This window comes from Limnochordia bacterium (genome assembly GCA_023230925.1).
In the GTDB taxonomy this organism is placed as follows: domain Bacteria; phylum Bacillota; class Limnochordia; order DUMW01; family DUMW01; genus JALNWK01.
This window is the reverse complement of the sequence record JALNWK010000048.1, coordinates 1-21,660: the sequence shown is the minus strand read 5'-3', so window position 1 is coordinate 21,660 and position 21,660 is coordinate 1. Positions and strand designations below refer to the sequence as shown.

Sequence of the window (21,660 nt, the reverse complement as noted above, 5' to 3'; positions counted from 1 at the left end):
TTGCAAAATCATAGTTGCGGAAGTCTGCTAGAAAAGTGGTCTTGTCTGTTCGCCTACATTCACACAAAAAACCACGCAAAACGGGCAGGAATTTGTTTTTACGTGTGGAATATATGTTGTGTAAGCGAAAAAATGTGGAGGGACCACTATGCGTAAAGCGACGAGGCTAGGAAGGCTGGGCACGGAAACGGCCTTTGAGGTCCTAGCAGAAGTAAAGCAACTTGAAGCCCAAGGTAGAGACATCATTAGTTTTGCCATTGGGGAACCGGATTTTGCTACTCCAGGGAATGTCAAAGAAGCTGCGTGTGAGGCGATTAATGAAGATCAAACCCACTATGGTCCTTCGCCAGGGTTAATGGAACTACGTGAGGCAATTGCCGCGTACATATCCACCACCAGAAAAATATCGGTCCGTCCGGAGGAAGTGGTGGTGACTCCCGGTGCTAAACCCATCATTTTCCACGGCATATTAGCTTGTGTCGATCCCGGGGATGAGGTCATCTACCCCAATCCCGGTTTTCCGATTTATGAATCGGTCATTAGGTTTGTGGGAGGAGTCCCTGTACCATTACCCCTTCTTGAGGAACGGGACTTTCGGTTTGATATTACCCAGTTACAATCCTTAGTTACACCAAAAACTAAAATGATTATCCTCAATTCCCCACAAAATCCCACAGGTGGTGTCCTGGGGGCCGCTGAATTGGAGGCTGTGGCCGAACTTGCTTTGACCTACGACCTGTGGGTAATGAGTGATGAGGTTTATTCTCGGCTGATCTTCGATGGGGAATTTATGAGCATTAGCTCGATCCCTGAGATGAAGGAGCGGACCATTATCATTGATGGTTTTTCCAAGACCTATGCTATGACGGGATGGCGCCTTGGTTATGGAGTTACAAATGCCAGTCTTGCCGCTGACATCGCCCGGATCGAGACCAATTGTGAGTCCTGTACCGCCACCTTTACCCAGATCGCAGGGATCGAGGCCTTACAGGGTCCCCAAGAAGCAGCAGAAGCGATGCGGCAGGAGTTCAAGACAAGAAGGGACCTCATTGTTCGATTACTAAACGATATCGATGGTATCAGTTGTCGGGTGCCTAGTGGTGCCTTCTATGTTTTTCCTAATGTCACCGAGGCATGCCGTAAGCTTGGCCTGAAGGATGCCAAGGAGTTCCAGAAGAAGGCCCTGTACGAGGGTAATGTGGCAGTACTGCCAAGAACTTCCTTTGGAAGCAAGGACAGCTGGGAGAACCAAGAGTACGTGCGGCTTTCCTACGCGACAAGCACAGAACAGATCAAAGAGGGTATTGAAAGATTACGAAAAGTGGTAGAAGGATAAACCGAAGGGAGGAAGGATGTATCTAACTGGTGCATCCACCAATGATGGCTTTGGATCATAACAAGGTTGGTTTAGTTCATTTCATGGCCTACCCAGGCCCTGGAGCCACCAAGTCGGTGCAAAGGGGTGAGGCGAGGGAACGTTACCTACTAGCGAGTTTAGAGGAAGTGGCAAAGGATCCCTATTTTGGCTCCATAGAGATCACCCGGATTAAGAACCCTCAGATTAGGCGAAAGGCAGTGGAACTGCTATTAGAGCATGATATGGAGATCATCTTCTCCGCCCAACCGATTCAGCTTTACAACGAAGATGGACTAATCGCCAAGACCGATATTAGTTCAATTGATGAGGTGCTTCGGCAGCAAGCAGTCGAACGGATCTTATCCTACATTGATGAAGCCTACGACATGCATGCTATTAAATTTGGTCTGATTAGTGGCACCGACCCAGGAACCGAGTCGGGACTCAGACTCAGGCAGCGGGCTATTGAGGCTTTGATCCGCTCACTAGATGAGATCTGCGCTTATGCCACCGCGCGGGCCAAAGAGCTGGGGCGGGAACCCTTGAGTATTGCCCTGGAACTTTTTGATCGCCTCGATGGGCGCAATTGTAAGAACCAATTGATTGGCCCCTCGGAAGATGCCCTAGTTGTGGCAGAACGGGTCCGGGATATCTATGGACATAAGAACTTTGGTCTCCTCTATGACCTAAGTCATATGCCTATGATTAAGAACATGTCCTTTGAGCCGGAGACCGCCGAGACGGTGAAGACCCTCGGCAAGTATCTGGTACATGTACACATTGGTACTTGTGTTATGGATTCTGAAGATCCCCTATATGGTGATACCCATCCTGGTTTTGATTACCCCGGAAGTGCTGTCACCGAAGAGATGCTGGCTGAGTTTGTTAAGGCACTGCATGAGATTGGGTATACTGGTGGGGTAGGCTTTGAGTTTCAGCCCGCAGGTAGCCAATTGAGCAAATCCTTGGTAGATGTGGCGAAATCATGGTATGACAAGGCGAGAAGTCGGATTGATGTCAACTACGCCCTTGGTACTTACTATTTCCAAACCCGGCGTTATTTCACCGAAGCAGTTTTTCAAGGTGTGACCGATGCCCGCCTGACCCGACCGGCGATTATTGAAGAGGCAGCAAAGGCGAGAGAAAGGCGCAAGACATTACTTCAGAATGGCAAGCTTCTGATTCTAGCAGCGGATCATCCGGCGCGGAATGTAACTGGTGTTGGGGATGAGCCGGTCCGTATGGGAGATCGAATGGACTATCTGGGTCGTGTAGCCCGGGTGATGGGAACAGAGCTCATTGACGGGATTATGGCGACCACAGATATCATTGAGGACCTGCTTATCTTGGATTACCTAAGGAAAGAGAAGGGGTTATCTGGGTTCCTGGACGGCAAGCTTCTGATTGGATCCATGAATCGTTCGGGACTTGCTGGCATTGAATACGAAATGGATGATCGGATGACTTGCTTCACCCCGGAACGGATGAGAGAACTAAACATGGATGGGGCCAAGATCCTATTCCGACTAGAGACCGGGAGGTACTCCCGCTATTCGGTGCAAACGATGGATTATTGTGCTAAGGCCATTGCACAGTGTCGGGCCCTTAACCTTCCGGTATTCGTCGAGCCCTTGCCTGTGGAAAAACAAGGTGATGGATACCGAGTTATTGCTGATGCCGACGCGTTAATCAAGATGATTGGCATTGCCTCTGCATTGGGTGATTCGTCAAGGGACCTGTGGCTGAAGATTCCCTATGTCCCTGAGTTTTACCGGGTAACCCAAGCGAGTACTCTGCCTATGTTGATGCTTGGTGGTCCTTCCAGTGGTGATCCCACAGGTATGATGCAAAACTTCGAACGGGGTATGGGTGAAGGGAATAATGTCTTCGGGGCCATGGTTGGACGGAACGTTTTATATCCTGGTAAGGATGACCCCCGGGCTGTAGCTAACGCAGTTTACAGGATCTGTCATGATGAGCTAAGAACCGAGGAGGCCATTGCGTACTTGCAGAATGAGCGAGGACAAGATTTAGATGAGTTGAGTCAGTTATTTGAGTAGTAGTCTAGGGGGTAACGGGGATGCTGGCCAGTGAACGGAGAAAGCACATCATTGAGATTATCGAGGAGACGAAGGCGGTATCGGTGCAGGATCTATCCCAGCGGTTTGCGGTCGCAACAGAGACTATCCGCCGGGATCTTAAGAAGTTAGAGGCCGAAGGCGTGCTAAAACGCACCCATGGGGGGGCAATCGTAGAGGAGTCCATCAGTGTTTTGCCGTTCGCCCAACGAAGCAATCAATACATGAATGAAAAGAGAATGATTGCCACCCGTGCAGCCAAGCTCATCCAAGATGGTCAAACGCTAATACTAGATGGTGGTACCACTACACTGCAGCTTGCTCGTTCCCTCATACACAAAAAGGATTTGACGGTTGTCACCAATTCACTTGCAATTGCGACAGAACTTGCTTATGTCCCTGGGGTTACTGTGGAGGTTGTAGGGGGAATTTTGCGCAAAGCAGAGCTTTCCCTTGTTGGCCCCACGGCTAAGCAGTTTATTGAGCGTATCCGGGTAGACTGGACCTTTCTTGCTGCAGCCGGGATAACAGTAGATCATGGACCGGCTGTATCCAACAACTTTGAAGCGGAAATCAAAACCGTGATGGCCGAAGCTGCCACAAGTTCAGTACTTCTGGTTGACTCAAGTAAGCTCGGCAGACCTGCGATGGTATCTTACTTATCGCTTGGGAAGCTAGACATGATCATCACCGATAATAACGCCGACAAAGATGTACTACATGCTTTAGAAGGCGAAGGCATCAAGGTATTGATTGCAGGGAACCAGTAAGAGAAGGGTGGCCTTTTTAGGCCCTTGGGGGCCCTTCTCCTTCGGATACGCCTCTTATATTCCACTTGGAGGTGGGACTAGATGGAACGACGAAGGGTTCTAGTTACCAGACGTATTCCCCAGCCCGGAATTGATTTACTCACAAAGGTATGCGATGTCGAGATAAACGAAGAAGAACGGGTGCTTTCCAAAGAGGAGATAATTAACAAGATAAGGGATAAAGATGGATTGCTGTGTCTGCTAACAGATGAGATAGATGAGGAGATTCTAAGGGCTGGTAGTGGACTCAAAGGAGTGGCCAACTATGCGGTTGGGTTTAACAATGTCGATATTGCTGTAGCTACCCAATTGGGGATTCCTGTATCGAATACCCCGGGGGTCCTTACCGAGACTACCGCGGATCTGGCTTGGGCCCTATTAATGGCCGCGGCCCGACGGGTGGTGGAGGCAGATGGCTATACCCGAGCGGGCAAGTATGCTGGTTGGAGTCCTAACCTGTTTTTAGGGGTGGATGTCTACGGCAGGACTCTCGGCCTAGTTGGATTGGGGCGGATTGGCCAAGCTGTAGCGAGAAGGGCCCAAGGCTTTGATATGCAGGTCCTCTATTACGATTTATCCCGATTGACCCCGGAAGAAGAACAAGCCCTTAATGTTACCTACTGTTCCTTGCCGGAGCTTTTGAAGAAGAGCGATTTTGTATCGCTCCATGTGCCCTTGACTGCGGATACTAAGTACCTGATTGGCAAAGATGAACTTACCATGATGAAAGATACGGCTGTCTTAGTTAATACAGCTCGGGGTCCTATTGTTCATGAAGCTGCTTTAGTAGAAGCTCTCAAGAACAAAAAGATCTTTGCCGCCGGCTTAGATGTCTATGAGGACGAACCGGATTTGGCAGCGGGTTTGGCTCAACTGGATAATGTAGTGGTCGTGCCTCATATTGCCAGTGCCAGTGTCCAGACCCGGACGAAGATGGCCACAATGGCCGCTGAGAACCTGCTGATGATGCTGGCGGGCAAGTGTCCGCCCAATATTGTTAATCGAGAGATATACGAAGGATAAGAAAGGGCCCGGGGACGGTTAACATGTACCCGGGCTATGGCCTTGCTGCAAGTATTTTGGTTCATCGATCTGTGCTCGTTTTTGAGACCAAAAGGATCTTAGCCGAAGCGGTTTTCTCTTAGGGTTGATTTGACAGCATCCTCATCTATGGTATAATCAACACCTAGAACAATTCCATGGGGGCTGTTGATAGTTAGATATGTCAACATGCTTGGGAATATGTGACAGGCGAGGTTCTGCCTAAGACAACTTAGTATCTCTTCAATGAGCGTTTGGGATTACATTTCAGCTGTATGGCTCCATATAGCTGGCGCCCTTGTCGCTTTCCTATTCTCGCTTAGCGAGCTAGTCTATGAGTGGAGACTTGTCTCCCTCGTCTTTAGTTCTTTCCGCTTATCCCATTATTCAGAACGGTGCTGGCTTAACCACTGGTATTACCCATGGTGTATAACCAAGATTGGGGGGATTTTCTGCTCATGATCAAGTTTCAGAACGTGAGCAAGAAGTATAACCAAAAGGTGGTGGCTGTAAACAATATTAACCTCAAGATCAATCGGGGAGAATTCGTGGTACTGATTGGTCCTAGTGGTTGTGGCAAGACGACGACCCTTGAGATGATTAACCGACTTGAAAAGCCAACAAGTGGGTCCATATATATCAATGGTCAGGATATAAGCAAGGTGGATGAAGTGGCGTTAAGGCGCAACATCGGCTATGTTATCCAACAGACGGGATTGATGCCCCACCTTACCATCGGCGAGAACATAGGGTTGGTACCACGCTTGCAGAAATGGCCTGAAAACCGTATCAAAGACCGGGTCATAGAGCTTTTGGAAATGGTCGGTATGGAACCGGGCAGTTACCTAACACGATATCCCCATGAGCTAAGTGGCGGGCAGCAGCAACGCATCGGGGTCTTGCGTGGAATTGCCGCGGAGCCGGACATTATTCTGATGGACGAACCCTTCGGGGCCCTAGATCCTATTACCCGAGAGAACCTGCAAGATGAACTCAAGAAACTGCAAGATCAATTGAGAAAAACCATCGTGTTTGTGACCCATGATATGGATGAAGCACTTAAGTTGGGAGACAGGGTGGTACTAATGAGACAGGGCCAGATCGTCCAGGCGGATGATCCGGAGGATCTGTTACGAAATCCGGCTGATGAATTCGTCGAGGAGTTTATTGGACGGGACCGCCTTGCCCTACAAGTTGAGACGCTTACAGTTGAGGAAGTGGCACGAACTACCCCGATTACCGCTTCACCGGAACTTGGACTATTGCAAGCCGCCCGGCGTATGCGACAGAAACGAGTGGATAGTCTTGTGGTGGTTGACGAAGAAGATAGACTCATAGGGATTGTGACTGCCAAAAGCGTGAATAAACACAAAAGCAACTCTAAAAGGATTAAGGACATCGTCCAGGTGGATATTCCCACCGTATCCAGGGGTACTTCAGCTAAGACCGCCTTTGAGTTGTTGTTTCTAAGTGATGTAGGGCTGCTACCTATCATAGGCGAGTCCGACCGCTTGTATGGAATTGTCACCAGGAGTAGTCTTGCTGAGATGTTGTACCAGGTGGTATGGGATAGTGACTTCCCTAGTTCAAACGGGTTGTCCCATACCAAGATGCAAGCAAGCTACAATTAACAGGGAGGAGACAACACTTGTCGACGTTTATACAATTCTGGGAGTATGTAGTCTCACATCCAACGCAGATGCTTACCGCGATTTACGAGCATATCGTATTGTTGGTGGCTTTGCCTGTGGGGCTTGCAATTTTAGTAGCTGTTCCTTTAGGTGTGATTTGCACACGCAGTAAGAAATTGGCCACGGCTTTGCTTAGCATAGCAGGTATCATGCAGACCATTCCTAGTTTAGCATTATTGTCCTTCATGGTCATGCTTGGACTTGGGATTGGTTTTAGACCAGCCATAGTAGCAATTTTCATCTATGCTCTTCTGCCAATTCTAAGAAACACGTATACAGGGATTGAGTCTGTGGATCCCTTCATCAAGAAGGCAGCCAAGGGTATGGGTATGACTGACTTTCAGTGTCTTATACAGGTTGAACTACCCTTGGCTGTACCGATGATACTAGCCGGTGTTAGAACCTCTACGACCATTTCGATCGGTACCGCAACACTGGCTGCTTTTGTAGGCGGTGGTGGTCTTGGTGGCTTAATCGTTACTGGCTTACGGATGCTTCGGAATCACATTGTGCTGGCGGGTGCTATACCTGCGGCATTACTCGCCCTAATGGTGGATTATCTTTTGGGTAGACTTGAGGAGACTATTACCCCTGAGGCAATGAAATCTAATTAACTTGTTTAAGGAAAGAGGGGATGCTGTGAGTTTGCGGAAAAGAAAGGGATTCTTTGTACTGCTGGGGATTGCTCTATTGGTAACTCTGATTTTCATTGCTCAGCCCAACAAGCCGGAAAAGCAGATCACTTTTTCGTCCTTCGATTTCTCTGAGACAGTATTGTTTGGTGAGCTAATCAAACGACTTGTGGAGGAAAATACGGACATTTATGTGGAGCATCTTCCCAATATGGAGCTGGGTGTTAGTGTAGCTGCTACTCAGACCGGTGAGGTTGATATATATTTAACCTATTCCGGTACGCAGTTTACAACGGTATTAAAACAAGACGTCACTGAGGAGTGGACCGATCCCCAGAAGGTCTTAGCATATGTTACCAGGGAAGTCGACACCCAACATGATATGCTATTGATGGATCCCTTAGGCTTTGATAACACCTATGCAGTTGCGGTTCGACGGGATCTTGCTAAGAAGTACAATTTGGAGAAAGTCTCGGATCTCAGACCATATGCATCAAGCATGGTGTTGGCAACCGATGAGGATTTTCTGTACAGAGAAGAGGTTGTGGTTAGTTATACGCATATGACAAAAGTCTATGATATGAAATTTCGCAGGGCTGTTGCTATGAGCTACGGGTTGCTGTATCGGGCAGTGGAAAAGGGCGATGTAGATGCAATTGTGGCCTACTCTTCCGATGGTCGGATTGCCGCCATGGATCTCAAGGTCCTTGAGGACGATAGGTCATTCTTTCCACCTTACGATGCGATGCTAATTGTGCGGCAAGAGACCCTTGTTGAATATCCCGAGTTATTTGATGTGCTGGACCGACTCAGTGGGAGAATTGACCAGGAGACGATCCAGAGGCTAAATGCCAGGATGGACGTGGACGGGGTTGATCCAGCCATTGTGGCCGAAGACTTCCTCAGAGAACAGGGACTAATCTAGCGGCAACTAAAAAACCCGAGGCGTCTAGGCCTGTATAAGGGTTATACCAACATGACATATCTGTTTGGCAAAAGCTTCAGAAGGTGATGCAAAGACACATCACCTTCTAGAGTATTGCTCATCACGTTCCTACGATGAAGCCAGTACTAGAAATCAGATCTCCTAGTCCCACCGTCAGAACAGGCTTTGCTACCACCTTGGTAGGCAGATATAGCAAGTCATATCCGTGGTATTTGCCCTTGCCCGTTTGGGCTAGTTCATCCCCAAGTGTTTCAGAGAGCCTCACTAAACGCGTCAAACCATCACTCGATAGTGGTACCTCAAGGCCGGTGAAGATGTCTTGGGATCCTGTAATCCGCCCCATTTTAGTGCGAGCTGCAGCTAAAGTAGCTGCCAGTACTAGGCCCCGTTGGGTAGTCGCGGGCAAGACGTAATTTGGCTTGGTGAGGCACAGGTAATACCCTAGGTCATGGAGCTGAATGCGATTTAGATCCAACTGTTGCATTAACCGGAATGTACCGGTTAATACATCGTTAATATCATTATGATTCTCAATCTGTGTGCTCAGGCTCCCCTCACCTAGATCCCTGAGAAGAGCAACTAACTCCACTTCATTTAGACCAAGGCTATCCACGAAGGGTAGAATCTCCGTCAAGATACCCTTGCGGATGTTACTACTGGCGATGGAGGCAAATTCATAATGTAGCTTCAGATGTGGATGCTGCTTCCGTAGTTGTTGCAGAAACGCTGCGACGGGCCGAAGACAGTCAAGATAGCTGCTTCCATCGGGATAAGTCTCCGAAAGAATGTGAAATCCCGAGACGATAAAGTGGGAGAACTCAGATCCTTTGGCGAGCAAGCCCTGCTTAAAGGTATTGGTGATCTGCAACTTGTTATTTACCGGATTCCAAGCGGCAATATAGCGATTCGCCCGGGGGGTGGTGAAGGTCTCCTGCGGGGTTGTAATGTCCAATCCCTGAGGGTATTCCAAAATCCAGTGGAGCGCCTCAATTCCCTCACCTTGCCAGGCTTGTTGGGGATGCAGAAGGCTGAACTTGCCTGCCTGTTCTTCGAGGACCAAAAGGTTAGTATCCTGGTTAAACAAACCCGCTTGTTCCTTGGTTAAGGGATTGGCATATACTAGGATGCGGCGAAACCCCAAGGGGGAAAGGGCATTGGCCATATTTCCCGAGGTGCCCCCCATCCGTAGCTGGTCATAGCCGAAGTGGTCCATCACCCACCGAAAAGTGGATTCATTTCGGATCATTAACTGTAGAGCTTTGCCCCTGGATAAGCTATGAAACATACCGGTCAACAGTTCCGCGGGATTATTGATCTCGATTGGCAGCTGATCTAATACATTATACTGTTTTAGGGCACTCTGTATCTGCCTGGGATCAATTCGCTTAAGTCCATCGATGGTGGAGTGAAAACCTAGGATAACACCGGGGACCTTGTCAATGTGATCCACGGCATCTTGGATTATTGAACTATAGATCTTGTTCCACTGTCGTTCCATTGTGTTGCTCCCTTCACAAAAGAGGGAGTCCATTTTTCGCCCATTCTATACTTCGACGGTAAATCAGGATTACCTGCCCGCTCTTACCTTTGGGAGAATTAATTTCCGATGTTCTTGCAATAATAACTAAGGGCTCAGCAAGGTCAGATGTGGGTGGTAAGAAGTGTCAAAGATACTGGATATTCTCAAAAACATGCTAAAGATAGGGCGGCGTGGCCTAAAGGAAGAGATGGAGCAGGGCGCATGGAATGCTCCCTTAAGCAATAGTCTAGAAACAAATGAAGACACTATCTCTAACGCATTCGGGCACAGCGGTGACCTAGTCCTAAGAAGGTTGCGCTTAGGATCGGCCCACAAACACGAGATCCTATTAGTATACATTGACGGATTGGTAGATAATAACCTCATCAGCACCGCTGTGATCAAAGGGATCTTAAGTTCCTCTAAGCGGGTAAGTCTAGGTTCCCCCATTGACTTCTTACAAGAACAGATGATCTTAGCTGGCAGTGTTAAGAGGGTTTCCGATTTGATGGAGGTGCTTGGAGGTATTAGCACGGGTCACTGCGTTGTTTTGGTGGAGGACTACTGTGAAGCACTGGTGTGTGGCGTCCAAGGAGCTGAACATCGGGGGATCCAAGAGCCTACTACCGAGGTTGTGGTCCGGGGTCCGAAGGAAGGGTTCACCGAGGTGTTACGGATCAACACTGCCATGTTAAGAAGGAAAATTGGTTCCCCTAGGCTTTGGTTCGAAGAGCGGGAAGTGGGAACCATATCTAAGACAAAGGTGTCCATTGCATATATCAAAGGGGTGGCAAGCCAGAGCATCGTCGAGGAAGTACGCAGGCGGATTGAGCGAATTACAACGGATACCATTAACGAAAGTGGTCAATTGGAGGAGTACATTGAAGATGCGCCTTTGTCACCCTTTCCCACTCTAATTAGAACCGAACGACCAGATCGGGTGGCCGGCGAGCTCATGGAAGGACGGGTTGCTATCCTAACCAACGGCACGCCCTTCGCGTTGATTCTACCCGCAACCTTCAGTATGTATCTTACTGCTAGTGAGGACTACTATGAAAGGTACACCGTGGGTTCAGCCCTACGTTTTTTGCGCTTGATTACGTTTTTCCTGTCTTTGACCTTTCCGTCGATTTATGTTGCCATTACGACCTTTCACCAGGAAATGCTGCCGACATCGTTAGTGCTTGCAATTGCAGCCCAAAGGGAGGGGGTTCCCTTTCCCGCGGTTGTAGAAGCATTGCTTATGGAAGTAGCTTTTGAGATTCTGCGGGAAGCGGGTGTGCGCCTACCGATGGTGATCGGACCAGCAATTAGTATTGTTGGTGTACTGATTCTAGGACAAGCTGCCGTAGAAGCAAGCCTTGTCTCCTCTGCGATGATTATTGTCGTAGCCGTAACGGCGATTGCTTCTTTTACTACTCCAATCTACAGTCTGGGGATCAGTGTCCGACTTCTTAGGTTTCCCTTGATTATCTTAGCCAGTACCCTGGGCCTTTTTGGCGTTTTTGTGGGTTTGTTCATGCTCTTGATTCATCTGTGTTCGTTACGTTCCTTTGGAGTACCCTATTTGGAGCCCCTAGCTCCGGTTGTATTTTCGGATTTCAAGGATGTCATGATAAGAGCTCCCTGGTGGGCCATGGATACCAGACCCGGTCTTATTTGGACCGAGAGACCGACTCTTCAGGAGAAGCAACTAAAGCCCCGACCACCTAAAGCCCCAAGAAAAAGACGGAAAGGAGAGTAAGTATGCAGCTGGAGAAAGGAAGGATCTCAGGGCGTCAAATGATGGCGCTGATTATCCTTGGTCGGATTGTATCCATCATGATTACCTTTCCGTTAATCACAGGTCTTTCCCCGGTACAGGATGCATGGCTTGCGGGATTGGTCAGTTTAGCTGTGGCGATTCCTTTTTTATTATGGATCATCAAGTTGGCTGAATGGTTCCCTGACAAGACCATTATTGAGTACGCCATCGAAGCACTTGGACCTTTCTTTGGCAGAATTATTGGAGCGGCAGTCTTGAGCTATCTGATCTGGGATATCGTTGTTGCCACCCGGAGTATTGGGGATTCCTTAACGGTTGCCATTATGCCTGACACCCCGATTCTAGTATTTATCATCGTTCTGTTGGCTATTGCTGCCAATGCCGCCCGATGTGGGTTAGAGGTTTTCTCTCGAATGGGGGAAAACAGTCTTTTTGTGGTGCTGGCCTTTGTTCTATTAATCTGGGTGTTACCCTACGAAAAAACAGATTTCCTCCGACTTAAACCGGTGCTCTCCCAGGGTCCCCTTTGGTTAATTCGACCGTCCATCAGTTCCTTTTCCTTCTATACAGAGCTGATTGTCCTTGGTCTTATCGTTCCCTATTTGAATAAGCGGGATGAGGCCCTCAAGTATTCCTTACTTGGACTGCTGATTAGCGGAGTGATCCTTGTGGTGTTTGCCATTTTGGTGGTGGCTGTCTTTGGACCCACGGCAAATGGGTTAACGATGCCTCCTTATAGCCTTACGCGCATGATCACCATTGCTAGATTCTTTGAGCGGGTGGAGGCAATATCCATGGGGGTATGGCTGCTAAGTAGTGGCATTAACCTGGCAACTTTGCTTTGGGCGACGGCGATCGGTCTTGCTCAGATCTTTAATCTAAAAGGATATCGGTTTCTGGTTTATCCTATCGCGGCTTTGGCGGTGCCCTTGAGTGTGGTGGCCTTTGAGAGCATTGTGGAACTGGAACGGTTTCTTGAATATGACATGTGGGGATATCTTTCGATCATAATGGTCTTGGTTATTCTTCTGCCCCTTACGGCTGCTTGGCTATTCCGCAGATTAAGGAGCGATGCGTGATGAGTATAAGGACGCGAAGACTTGTACTGGTTGTCTTGATTCTAATGATGTTTCTAACTAGCTGCTGGAACCGACGGGAGATCGAAACCTTAGGGTTCGTGTTAGCTGTTGGGGTGGATAAGGCAGCCGAAGAAGGCAAGATCATGCTCAGTGTCCAAATTGCCAAACCCTTTGCTCTAGCGGGCCCTTCCGTTGTAGCGGAGCGACCTTTCTGGTTGGTGTCCAGTACCGGATATACTGTATTCGAAGCGATCCGGAATTTTCTTTCCCAAAGTCCTAGACGACCCTTCTGGGCCCACAACAGGTTTATTCTCATCGGAGAGGAACTAGCCCGGGAGGGCATTATGGAAATCATCGACCTTTTCGCCCGGGATGGGGAAAGCCGCAGGACTGTTCAAGTGGTGATTGTCAAAGGAGCAAAGGCTGTGGATTTACTACAGGCTGAGTTTGAACTAGAAAGGCTTCCCTCAGAAGGTGCTCAGGGTATCCTGCTTGGATCGCTTGCTGGCCTGGGGACAACGGTAGGAACTGAGCTAAACGATTTATTGCAAATGCTAGAACTCCCTGGAATGGAGCCAGTGGCATTGCGGGCCGAAATTGTAGATCGACCACCGGATGTTGATCTACGGGGACAGTCAAAACGGGATGTAATCTCAACAAGCGCACGCTTATCCGGTGCTGCTGTTTTCAAGAAGGATAAGTTAGTCGGTTGGCTTGGTCCGAAGCAAACAAGAGGGCTTCTTTGGATCAAAGGAGAGATTAAGGGGACTGTCCTAGTAGTTGAGTACCCCAACGAACAAGATCGGTTGATTACGGTTGAAGTGATTCGGGCCTCAAGCAAAGTGACTCCCAAGATAATCGATGGGAAACCCCAGATCAAGATCGAGATTAATGTCGAAGGGAATCTTGGGGAGACCCAAGTTTTTTTCGATCCCATTACCCAGCTTGAGAAATGGGCCAGTATCGAACGACGGGTGGCAGAGGCGATAAGAGGGGAAGTCCAATCGGTACTGGATGCTGCCCAAAAGGAGTATAAATCTGACATCTTCGGGTTTGGTACCTCCTTCTACCGCAATTATTACAAGGAGTGGGAGAGGATGCAGGCAGATTGGGATCGACTTTTTCAAGAACTTGCTGTAGAAATCGATATCCGCACCGGGCTACGACGGTCGGGTTTGGCTGTGCGAGGCTTTTTGGATATCTAGATGAAGGAGAATACCCGTGCAGGTTGTCCTAATTATCTTAGCGTTTTTCGGGATTGGTGCTTACGAGGCGAAGGGCCTCATTAAGAATCAGTGTTGGAAAGAGCTGGGCGTGATGATTGGATTGTTGACTGTGGGGCTATCCGTTAGCCTCATACGAGTTGTTTTTGGGGGATTCCCCCGCCTTTTTCTCCTGTGGCTTAGTTTATCCGAAAAGATCAACAGTTTCCTTGGTTTACAGCCCTAGGTGTTGTTCCGGTTGTGTGCGGATTTCCCTACTGGAGCAGGAAAAGCAATTCCCAATGAATAACATTATCAAAGGTGAAGATCTTTGAGAGGGTTGGAATTGTGGCACAACGCACTGTAAAAGACGCTGGCCAAGTTGAGATCGTTGTAAAAAAATCTCGGTTCATCGCGCAAGTACTGCCCGCATGTACCGAAGAAGAAGCCCTTGCTTTCATTGAGGAAATCCGGAGACAGCATCCAACTGCTACCCATCATGTCTATGCTTATCTGGTTTCATCACCGCAGCAAATCCAGCGATTCAGTGACGATGGAGAGCCATCGGGTACTGCTGGCCGTCCCATCATGGAGCTGATTACCGAATGGGACCTTACTGACCTTGTAGTGGTGGTAACCCGTTACTTTGGCGGGACGCTGCTTGGAGCCGGCGGGTTAGTGAGAGCTTACCGACAGGCTGCCTATGAAGGAATAAAACAAGCGGGGATGGATTGGAAGATTCCCTGCCAAGTATATTCAGGAGTTATAGACTATTCCTATTGGGGCAAGATCCAGAATGTACTTACAGAGTATCCGGTTAAGATAATTGATGTCGACTATGCTGCACAGGTTCGGGTGCAGCTTGCCGTGTCAAAGGACTACTGGTCCCAGGTGCATCAAAAGCTCATGGATATCACCAACGGTGAGATTCAATTGACCTTAGATGGTGAGACCTATGTCTTCAGTGATGAGCTAAAACCTCGGGAATAACGGCAAAGGATGGGAGGAGAAGTGACCTTTTGGAATTTGTAGATAAGGTATATCGCGGGCTAGTCCTTGATCCCTTTCAGCGGGAAGCTATTTCCATGATCCTGCAAGGCCATTCGTTATTGGTATCAGCCCCTACGGGGGTGGGCAAGACCTTGGTGGCCGATTATCTAATTGAAACGATGTATCAAGAGCATCGACGGGTAATCTATACGGCGCCGATTAAGGCTTTAAGTAATCAGAAATACAAGCAGTTTAAGGAACTGATGGGGGAGGAAGCCGTTGGTATTCTCACTGGTGATGTGGTGATCAATCCCGATGCCCCCGTGCTGGTAATGACTACTGAGATTTTCCGAAATCTGTTGCATCTATCCCCTGCACGCGTAGCCGATGTGGCTTACGTTATCTTCGATGAGATCCACTATATTGACGATCCTGAACGGGGCTCGGTCTGGGAGGAAAGCCTCATTTTCATGCCAAAGGATATGCGGTTCCTGGGCCTTTCGGCGACCATTCCCAATGTGGACGAATTGGCCGCTTGGATCGAAGGGGTACAGCAGCAGAAGGTAGCGGTAATCAAGCATTTTGAGCGAACTGTTCCCTTGGAGCATTACCTATTCGAACCTGAACAGGGCATTACAACGGAGAAACGACTGGCCAATCAGGTAAAACGGACCAAGAATCGGGGTAAAGGTTTCTTTCCCAGACCGGACCGATTCGGTCACCTGAAGCTATTGGATGTGGTGGATCAAGAGTACCTGCCATGCCTCTTTTTTACGTTTAGTCGTAAGCAATGTCAAGACAATGCCCGGGCCCTTTTTCGGGTTAAAGACTACCTGAGTAAGGCAGAGAAAAGCCAGGTAGGTGAGTTTATCCAGAAACATCAGGAAAAATACGGGAAGACAGAATCAAGCAGGTTGCCGGAACTTCAGGAGTTTCTACTTGCGGGTATTGCATACCATCATGCCGGAATGTTGCCGATGATGAAGGAACTGGTAGAGGACTTGTTCGAACAACGATTAATTAAGGTATTGTATTGTACGGAGACCTTTGCTGTTGGTTTGAACTTTCCCTGTAAAACGGTCTGCTTCAGCTCCCTCAGTAAGTGGGATGGCATTGAATTTCGTGCGCTAAAGAACAGAGAGTATTTCCAAATGGCCGGGAGAGCCGGAAGACGGGGTATTGACACCCACGGCTACGTTTTTGCTATCGTGGAGCTGATGGACTTTGCCGAAAAGAGGATTCCCACTCGTAAAGAGGATCAAATTGAGCCATTGGTTAGTCAGTTTAGCCTGTCATACAATACAGTGCTAAATCTTGTGCGTAACTATGATTCGCCCGAGATCAAAAGTATCCTTGATAAGAACTTTGCCAGTTGGCAAAGACACAAACAATATCTGGACCTTACTGCGACCAAGCAGCAACTACGAGATGAGTTGAGCTCCATTGAGGAGAACTGTACACAGTGGTCAAAGGGCAGCTGCCCCCTCCGACGGGAAGCCCAGGAGAAACAGCTTGCTAAACTACGGCGGCGGGTAGATGAAGCGGTCAAAGCAGTGAATTACCGCAGTCAGAGGAAGAAACTGCTGCCCCAGCTTAGGGCTTTGGAAAAACAGTTAGCTTCCGATGTTGAAGGATGCAGTAAGGAACAGATTAGGCGATGTCGCAAGATGCAAAGAAGACACAAGCAGGTGCAAAACGAACTGCGGAGGACCAGTCGGCTACTGTCTCAACTAGCACCGAAAAACGCGTACATAGCCGAATTTGAGTCTAAAAGGGATTTGCTGTCCGCCTTGGATTTCATTCGTGATGATGCCCTCACAGCTCGGGGTGAGTTTGCGGCGCAAATCCATGGTCAAGAGATTCTAGTTACAGAAGTATACTTTGACGGTTTCCTACATCAACTGGATGTGCATCAACTAAATGGACTGGCGGTGGCCATTGGCTACGAGCCTAGAAAAGGTGAAATTAGCACTAGACAGAACGTAGTGAACCTGCGCCCAGTATTCAAGGCTTATAAGAAACTGGAGCGGATGGAGCAATATCTGGTTGGGACCTCCAGTGTTCGGTTCCATGAAAACATGGTACATTTGGCCTATCAGTGGAGCAAGGGGGCGGATTTCTCTCAAATAACTAGTCACTCGGACCTTGATGAGGGGGATATTGTGTACAACCTGCGCCGAGCTATTGATTTGCTGCGTCAGATTCGCGGTGCTATTGGGGATGATGATCCCATATTGGCTGGGAAGATTCGCGATGCCATTGAACGCATGGATCGGGATGAAGTGTCTATCGTGCTATGAAGAGCAACGCTACTTTACATTAAGAGGGAAAATACCAATAGTGTGTTAGGCTATCATATTCATGTGTTTTGGTTAGGCTAATATATGCAGTTTATTGATGAGGAGGTCTTTTTCATGGATGGGGGCTTTCATGAGTTTCAATTGGGTAATGGTACAGGTCTTTATGTCTATCCCACAGATAAGTTTAAGACCACGTTAATCCGCGTGGTCTTCTCAACGAATCTCGATGAAGAGACAACAAAAACTGGGTTGGTGCCCTTTGTATTGAAGAGAGGCACAAAGACCCACCCGGATAATCTAGCGCTAGCGAGGTTTTGCGAACAGCTCTACGGAGCTTACCTCAATGGCGATGTCCTCAAGATTGGGGAACAGCAATTGGTGCAGTTCACCCTAAGCGTACTAAATGATCGCTACATTAGTGCTCAGATTGATTTGCTCGGGGAAGGTCTTGGATTGCTACGGGAAGTGATCTGTGATCCTTTGGTTGTGCATGATGGTTTTAAACCCAGCTATGTACAGACTGAGGCTAATAATCTTCGAGAGAAGATCCGTGGGTTGATCAATGACAAACGTCGATATGCCACGTTCCGCTGTATCGAGGAGATGTGCAAAGGAGAACCCTTTGCCCGGAATAAGTACGGTAATGAGGCGGAACTCTCAAATCAAGATCCCAAGGCTTTGTATGGTTTTTATCGGGAACTGATCGATCAGTGTCCTATGGATATTTACGTAGTAGGTTCGGTAGAACCCGATGAGGTTTATACTACAGCCGAAGAGGTTTTTGGCTTTACCCGGTCGGGGGGATATGCTCTAAAACAGACGTTTATCAAGACCCAACCGGATAAGATAAAAGAAGTGATCGAGGAGAAGGATGTTAACCAAAGCCTTCTAGTAATGGGCTATCGATTGACTAATGGGGTTACCTATGCCCACAGTGATTACCCGGCCATGCTCTTTTGGAACGGGGTGTTAGGTCACTTCCCCCATTCGAAACTCTTCATGAATGTTCGTGAGCGGGAAAGCCTTGCGTACTTTGCCTTCTCGCAATTAGATGCAGCTAAGGGAATTGCCCTAGCTATTGCAGGTATTGATGGGAACAACTACGAAAAGACAAGGGAGATCATTAGCAACCAGGTGGAGGATATGAAGGCGGGCCGGATCACCGAGAGGGAGTTTGAGGATACCCGGCGGGGATTGCTCAATGGGTTGTTAGCCCAGGAGGATAGTGCCGGGTCCTTAATCAGCAACCAATTGCGCGGGGTTGTTAGTGGGAGAGTCAGGCCTTTGACAGAACAGCGGGAAATGATTCAACAGGTCCAGCTAGAGGATATCGTGGAGTTTGCCCAAGGGGTTGAGCTTAGTACAGTGTATCTGCTCAAAAACGTGCAGGCAGGAGCGTGAGATGATGAGACTTCAGGAGTTTACCAGTTCCCTACTTCAAGAAACGATCTACTACCAAAAGGCGCCGGGGGGATTGCGGGTTTACCTTATGCCGAAGAAATATAACGCGTTTTATGCGGTATATGCAACCCAGTATGGCTCCATGGATAGCAAATTCGTTGTGCCCGGGGAGAAAGAGCCCTTGGAGGTCCCGGATGGTATTGCCCATTTTTTGGAGCATAAGATGTTTGAAAAAGAATGGGGCGCTGTCTTTGACAAGTTTGCCCAGTTGGGTGCATCAGCCAACGCCTTTACCAGCTATGAAATGACAGCCTATCTTTTTGGCTGTACCGACAATTTTGAGGACAACTTGGAGCTTTTATTAGATTTTGTGCAAACCCCCTATTTTACCGATGAGACTGTGGAGAAGGAAAAGGGGATTATTGAGCAGGAACTGAGGATGTACCTAGACAATCCCAACCGGGTGCTCTACCAAAGTCTATTAGAGTCACTATATCATAGTAATCCTGTTCGCAAAGATATTGGTGGGACTGTGGAAAGTGTACAAAAGATCACGAAGGAGCTATTGTACAATTGTTACAGGACTTTCTATCATCCTAGCAACATGATTCTGTTTGCCGTTGGCAACTTTGATCCTGAAGCGGTCTTTGACCAGGTATATCGTAACCTGGAACGATTGGCTCTTGATGAGCAGCCCCCCATTAAACGAGTCTATCCGGAAGAGGATGCTTCGTTACGCACAAAGTATGTCAAGAATGAGCTAGATGTATCACGGCCCAGATATCTGCTTGGTTATAAGGACCCTGTTGTTGGTTTGAGGGGTAGAGCACTTATGGAGCGGGAGCTTGGGGTAAGTTTACTGCTTGGAGTTGCTTTGGGTAGGAGTTCGGTGTTATATAACAAGCTTTATGATGCGGGCTTAATTGACGATAGTTTCTCCACTTCGTATATGGTTTCGCCGAGCTATGGACATATCATGATTGGAGGTAACACCCCGGACCCAGAAAGACTGCATCAGGAGCTTCTCGCAGGCCTGAGAGAGTTTCATAGCGCAGGGATAAATGAAGATGATTTTGAACGGGTGAAGCGAAGCGCCATTGGTCAGTTTGTGGGTTCCTTTAATTCCATTGAGTCCGTCGCCAACAACTTCATCTACGCCCAATTTAATGGTATCTGGCTCCTTGATTACCTACCAGTTATGGAAAACCTTACACTGGAACAGGTCAGGGGATTACTTACAGAGTTTGCTGATGAAAAGCAGGTCGCAGTGTCGGTGGTGTATCCCCATGGGAGTGAATGAGCGAAAAACTCAGCTGCGACAAGCGGGGCTGGAGTTTCGTCAAAGCTTACCCGAGATGACGGCTCAACGAAATAGTCGACGGATTTGGTTGCACCTGCGGGAATTTCCACTCTATCAAAGGGCCAATGCCGTGATGTTTTATGTGGCATTGGCCGGTGAGGTGGATACGAAACCAATGATTGAGCAGAGCCTAAGGATGGGGAAGCGTATTATTGTCCCTGTAACTGATCGGAGCGCAAAGGCCCTTATGCCCTGTGAGATCTTTGGTCTTGATGAACTTGTCGAGGGGGTTTTTAATGTGCTAGAACCCCGTGAGAATTTACGTCGCGTTGTCTTGCCGGAGGAAATAGACCTGATCGTTGTTCCTGGTGCGGCCTTTGACCGTAAGGGCGGTAGAATTGGTTTTGGGGCGGGCTACTACGATCGTTTCTTAAGTCAGCCCCAACTGAGGGCCTCTACCGTGGCCCTCAGTTTTGAAGGTCAGATTATGGATGAGGTGCCTCAGGATGATCATGATGTATCTGTGGAGTGGCTGATCACCGAGCAGGGTGTTTTCCAATGTAATCGGGAACCTTCATCGATTGAGAACCAGGAGAACCGGAAGTTGAACTAATGTTTGGAGGATTCTTCACTCCAATAGTGAGGAATATATTAACATGTATACGACTGGTGTGCAGTATGTGATTTGAGTACGTGCTTTGTCAAGGAATACTTGTGATAGTGATTTATAAAACCAGACGAATTAGGTATATGGTATTTTACTGAAGATTACAGTGATATTCTCGGTAATGAGTTGAACTTGCAAGAACAGTAAGCTAGTGGGTGCGGTTGGGATTGGCAGGAAGTAGGAGGTGAACCAGCCGCACTATAGTAAAGAAGAAAGCCCCGCCAGGTTTGTTGCCAAGCGGGGGTGAACCAGGCGAATCCACACCGAAACTGTAATGGTATGGATCTAGGCAGCGGGATAGTAGAGAGCAGCTGTGAACAAACCGTAAGACTTGGTATCTGGTATGTGGTGGTCACAGATCGGATTGCCATGCTGAATCTGGTAGATTATCTGCAAAGCGACAAGTTTGGTGATTATTGGAAAAGTGGTACAAAAAATAATCAGAGAATTGTGACCTCGGTTTTTGTGCATACACCAAGAGTGAGCAGGAAAACTTGACGTGATGGCAGGGCCATGTTAAACTGAGTGTAGTTTATTCGAATGGCAAACAGCATGTTCATAATATGGTTAAACAGAGAAGGCAACTGATGTCTTTGGCGCATACCGAAGCAATGACCAAACGCAAGTTTGTTAGGGACGAGGACGACATGGTTGGCTTTGGCGGTTTAATTAATACGAATGGATAGAATGAATATCGAATTATGTTGGTTGTCAAAGATGTGCCTGACGTTGAGGAAACACAGAGTTTGCTAGGTTTGCGGCGTAAGAAGGCTTTGGGTTGGGCGTATTTAGATATTGGGGGGAGTAAATCAGGAATATGTAAATGACGAAAGAATAACCATTCTTTTCATATAGAGGAAGGAAAAAGAGATGACACCGAGAA

17 protein-coding genes are annotated in these 21,660 nt (G+C 48.1%); 16 read left to right on the top strand and 1 reads right to left on the bottom strand.

Annotated features, from left to right (window positions below; genetic code table 11):
• The first annotated feature begins 148 nt into the window (after window positions 1–148).
• The 7 genes from M0Q40_10140 (at window position 149) to M0Q40_10110 (ending at window position 8,533) form a co-directional block, all read left to right on the top strand.
• Window positions 149–1,336 (top strand): pyridoxal phosphate-dependent aminotransferase, encoded by a 1,188-nt coding sequence (locus M0Q40_10140; GenBank protein MCK9222960.1) that lies wholly within the window; start codon window positions 149–151, stop codon window positions 1,334–1,336.
• A 29-nt stretch (window positions 1,337–1,365) separates the two neighbouring features.
• Window positions 1,366–3,417, top strand: a complete 2,052-nt coding sequence (locus M0Q40_10135; GenBank protein ID MCK9222959.1) for a TIM barrel protein — start codon at window positions 1,366–1,368, stop codon at window positions 3,415–3,417.
• Window positions 3,418–3,437: 20 nt separating this feature from the next.
• Entirely contained in the window at window positions 3,438–4,205 is a 768-nt protein-coding gene (locus M0Q40_10130) for a DeoR/GlpR family DNA-binding transcription regulator (protein MCK9222958.1), read from the top strand.
• An 81-nt stretch (window positions 4,206–4,286) separates the two neighbouring features.
• Window positions 4,287–5,267: a D-glycerate dehydrogenase gene (locus M0Q40_10125; protein ID MCK9222957.1), complete on the top strand. Its 981-nt coding sequence runs from the start codon at window positions 4,287–4,289 to the stop codon at window positions 5,265–5,267.
• 476 nt (window positions 5,268–5,743) lie between these two features.
• Window positions 5,744–6,916 carry an ABC transporter ATP-binding protein gene (locus tag M0Q40_10120; protein MCK9222956.1) on the top strand — a complete coding sequence of 391 codons (1,173 nt, stop codon included), beginning with the start codon at window positions 5,744–5,746 and terminating at the stop codon, window positions 6,914–6,916.
• A gap of 68 nt (window positions 6,917–6,984) precedes the next feature.
• A complete protein-coding gene (locus tag M0Q40_10115) occupies window positions 6,985–7,590 on the top strand; it encodes an ABC transporter permease (protein ID MCK9222955.1) in 606 nt (201 codons plus the stop codon).
• 31 nt (window positions 7,591–7,621) lie between these two features.
• The gene (locus M0Q40_10110; protein MCK9222954.1) at window positions 7,622–8,533 is read left to right on the top strand and encodes an osmoprotectant ABC transporter substrate-binding protein; all 912 of its coding nucleotides are present in this window, start codon (window positions 7,622–7,624) and stop codon (window positions 8,531–8,533) included.
• A 121-nt stretch (window positions 8,534–8,654) separates the two neighbouring features.
• On the opposite strand, the gene M0Q40_10105 is transcribed toward M0Q40_10110, so the two are convergent.
• Window positions 8,655–10,052, bottom strand: a complete 1,398-nt coding sequence (locus M0Q40_10105; protein ID MCK9222953.1) for a hypothetical protein — start codon at window positions 10,050–10,052, stop codon at window positions 8,655–8,657.
• A 163-nt stretch (window positions 10,053–10,215) separates the two neighbouring features.
• Here M0Q40_10105 and M0Q40_10100 point away from each other — a divergent pair, with 163 nt between their 5' ends.
• The 9 genes from M0Q40_10100 to M0Q40_10060 all read left to right on the top strand — a co-directional run bounded on the left by M0Q40_10100 (window position 10,216) and on the right by M0Q40_10060 (window position 20,723).
• Entirely contained in the window at window positions 10,216–11,817 is a 1,602-nt protein-coding gene (locus M0Q40_10100; GenBank protein MCK9222952.1) for a spore germination protein, read from the top strand.
• A 2-nt stretch (window positions 11,818–11,819) separates the two neighbouring features.
• Window positions 11,820–12,917, top strand: a complete 1,098-nt coding sequence (locus tag M0Q40_10095) for an endospore germination permease (GenBank protein MCK9222951.1) — start codon at window positions 11,820–11,822, stop codon at window positions 12,915–12,917.
• A complete protein-coding gene (locus tag M0Q40_10090) occupies window positions 12,917–14,122 on the top strand; it encodes a Ger(x)C family spore germination protein (GenBank protein ID MCK9222950.1) in 1,206 nt (401 codons plus the stop codon). Before M0Q40_10095 ends, M0Q40_10090 begins: the two co-directional genes overlap by 1 nt.
• Window positions 14,123–14,138: 16 nt before the next feature.
• On the top strand, window positions 14,139–14,366 hold the full coding sequence (locus tag M0Q40_10085; GenBank protein MCK9222949.1) for a hypothetical protein: 228 nt from the start codon (window positions 14,139–14,141) through the stop codon (window positions 14,364–14,366).
• 101 nt (window positions 14,367–14,467) lie between these two features.
• Window positions 14,468–15,109, top strand: a complete 642-nt coding sequence (locus tag M0Q40_10080; GenBank protein ID MCK9222948.1) for a YigZ family protein — start codon at window positions 14,468–14,470, stop codon at window positions 15,107–15,109.
• 29 nt (window positions 15,110–15,138) lie between these two features.
• The gene (locus tag M0Q40_10075; GenBank protein MCK9222947.1) at window positions 15,139–17,409 is read left to right on the top strand and encodes a DEAD/DEAH box helicase; all 2,271 of its coding nucleotides are present in this window, start codon (window positions 15,139–15,141) and stop codon (window positions 17,407–17,409) included.
• A gap of 114 nt (window positions 17,410–17,523) precedes the next feature.
• Window positions 17,524–18,810 carry an insulinase family protein gene (locus M0Q40_10070; GenBank protein MCK9222946.1) on the top strand — a complete coding sequence of 429 codons (1,287 nt, stop codon included), beginning with the start codon at window positions 17,524–17,526 and terminating at the stop codon, window positions 18,808–18,810.
• A gap of 4 nt (window positions 18,811–18,814) precedes the next feature.
• Window positions 18,815–20,110, top strand: a complete 1,296-nt coding sequence (locus tag M0Q40_10065) for an insulinase family protein (GenBank protein MCK9222945.1) — start codon at window positions 18,815–18,817, stop codon at window positions 20,108–20,110.
• Window positions 20,097–20,723, top strand: a complete 627-nt coding sequence (locus tag M0Q40_10060) for a 5-formyltetrahydrofolate cyclo-ligase (GenBank protein ID MCK9222944.1) — start codon at window positions 20,097–20,099, stop codon at window positions 20,721–20,723. Before M0Q40_10065 ends, M0Q40_10060 begins: the two co-directional genes overlap by 14 nt.
• Window positions 20,724–21,660 lie beyond the last annotated feature (937 nt).

Excerpts from the sequence above, each read along its gene's own strand:
- M0Q40_10065 (MCK9222945.1), top strand. The coding sequence starts at position 18,815 with ATGAGACTTCAGGAGTTTACCAGTTCCCTACTTCAAGAAACGATCTAC.
- M0Q40_10090 (MCK9222950.1), top strand. The coding sequence starts at position 12,917 with ATGAGTATAAGGACGCGAAGACTTGTACTGGTTGTCTTGATTCTAATG.
- M0Q40_10120 (MCK9222956.1), top strand. The coding sequence starts at position 5,744 with ATGATCAAGTTTCAGAACGTGAGCAAGAAGTATAACCAAAAGGTGGTG.
- M0Q40_10060 (MCK9222944.1), top strand. The coding sequence starts at position 20,097 with ATGGGAGTGAATGAGCGAAAAACTCAGCTGCGACAAGCGGGGCTGGAG.
- M0Q40_10070 (MCK9222946.1), top strand. The coding sequence starts at position 17,524 with ATGGATGGGGGCTTTCATGAGTTTCAATTGGGTAATGGTACAGGTCTT.
- M0Q40_10095 (MCK9222951.1), top strand. The coding sequence starts at position 11,820 with ATGCAGCTGGAGAAAGGAAGGATCTCAGGGCGTCAAATGATGGCGCTG.
- M0Q40_10125 (MCK9222957.1), top strand. The coding sequence starts at position 4,287 with ATGGAACGACGAAGGGTTCTAGTTACCAGACGTATTCCCCAGCCCGGA.
- M0Q40_10140 (MCK9222960.1), top strand. The coding sequence starts at position 149 with ATGCGTAAAGCGACGAGGCTAGGAAGGCTGGGCACGGAAACGGCCTTT.
- M0Q40_10105 (MCK9222953.1), bottom strand. The coding sequence starts at position 10,052 with ATGGAACGACAGTGGAACAAGATCTATAGTTCAATAATCCAAGATGCC.
- M0Q40_10130 (MCK9222958.1), top strand. The coding sequence starts at position 3,438 with ATGCTGGCCAGTGAACGGAGAAAGCACATCATTGAGATTATCGAGGAG.
- M0Q40_10115 (MCK9222955.1), top strand. The coding sequence starts at position 6,985 with ATGCTTACCGCGATTTACGAGCATATCGTATTGTTGGTGGCTTTGCCT.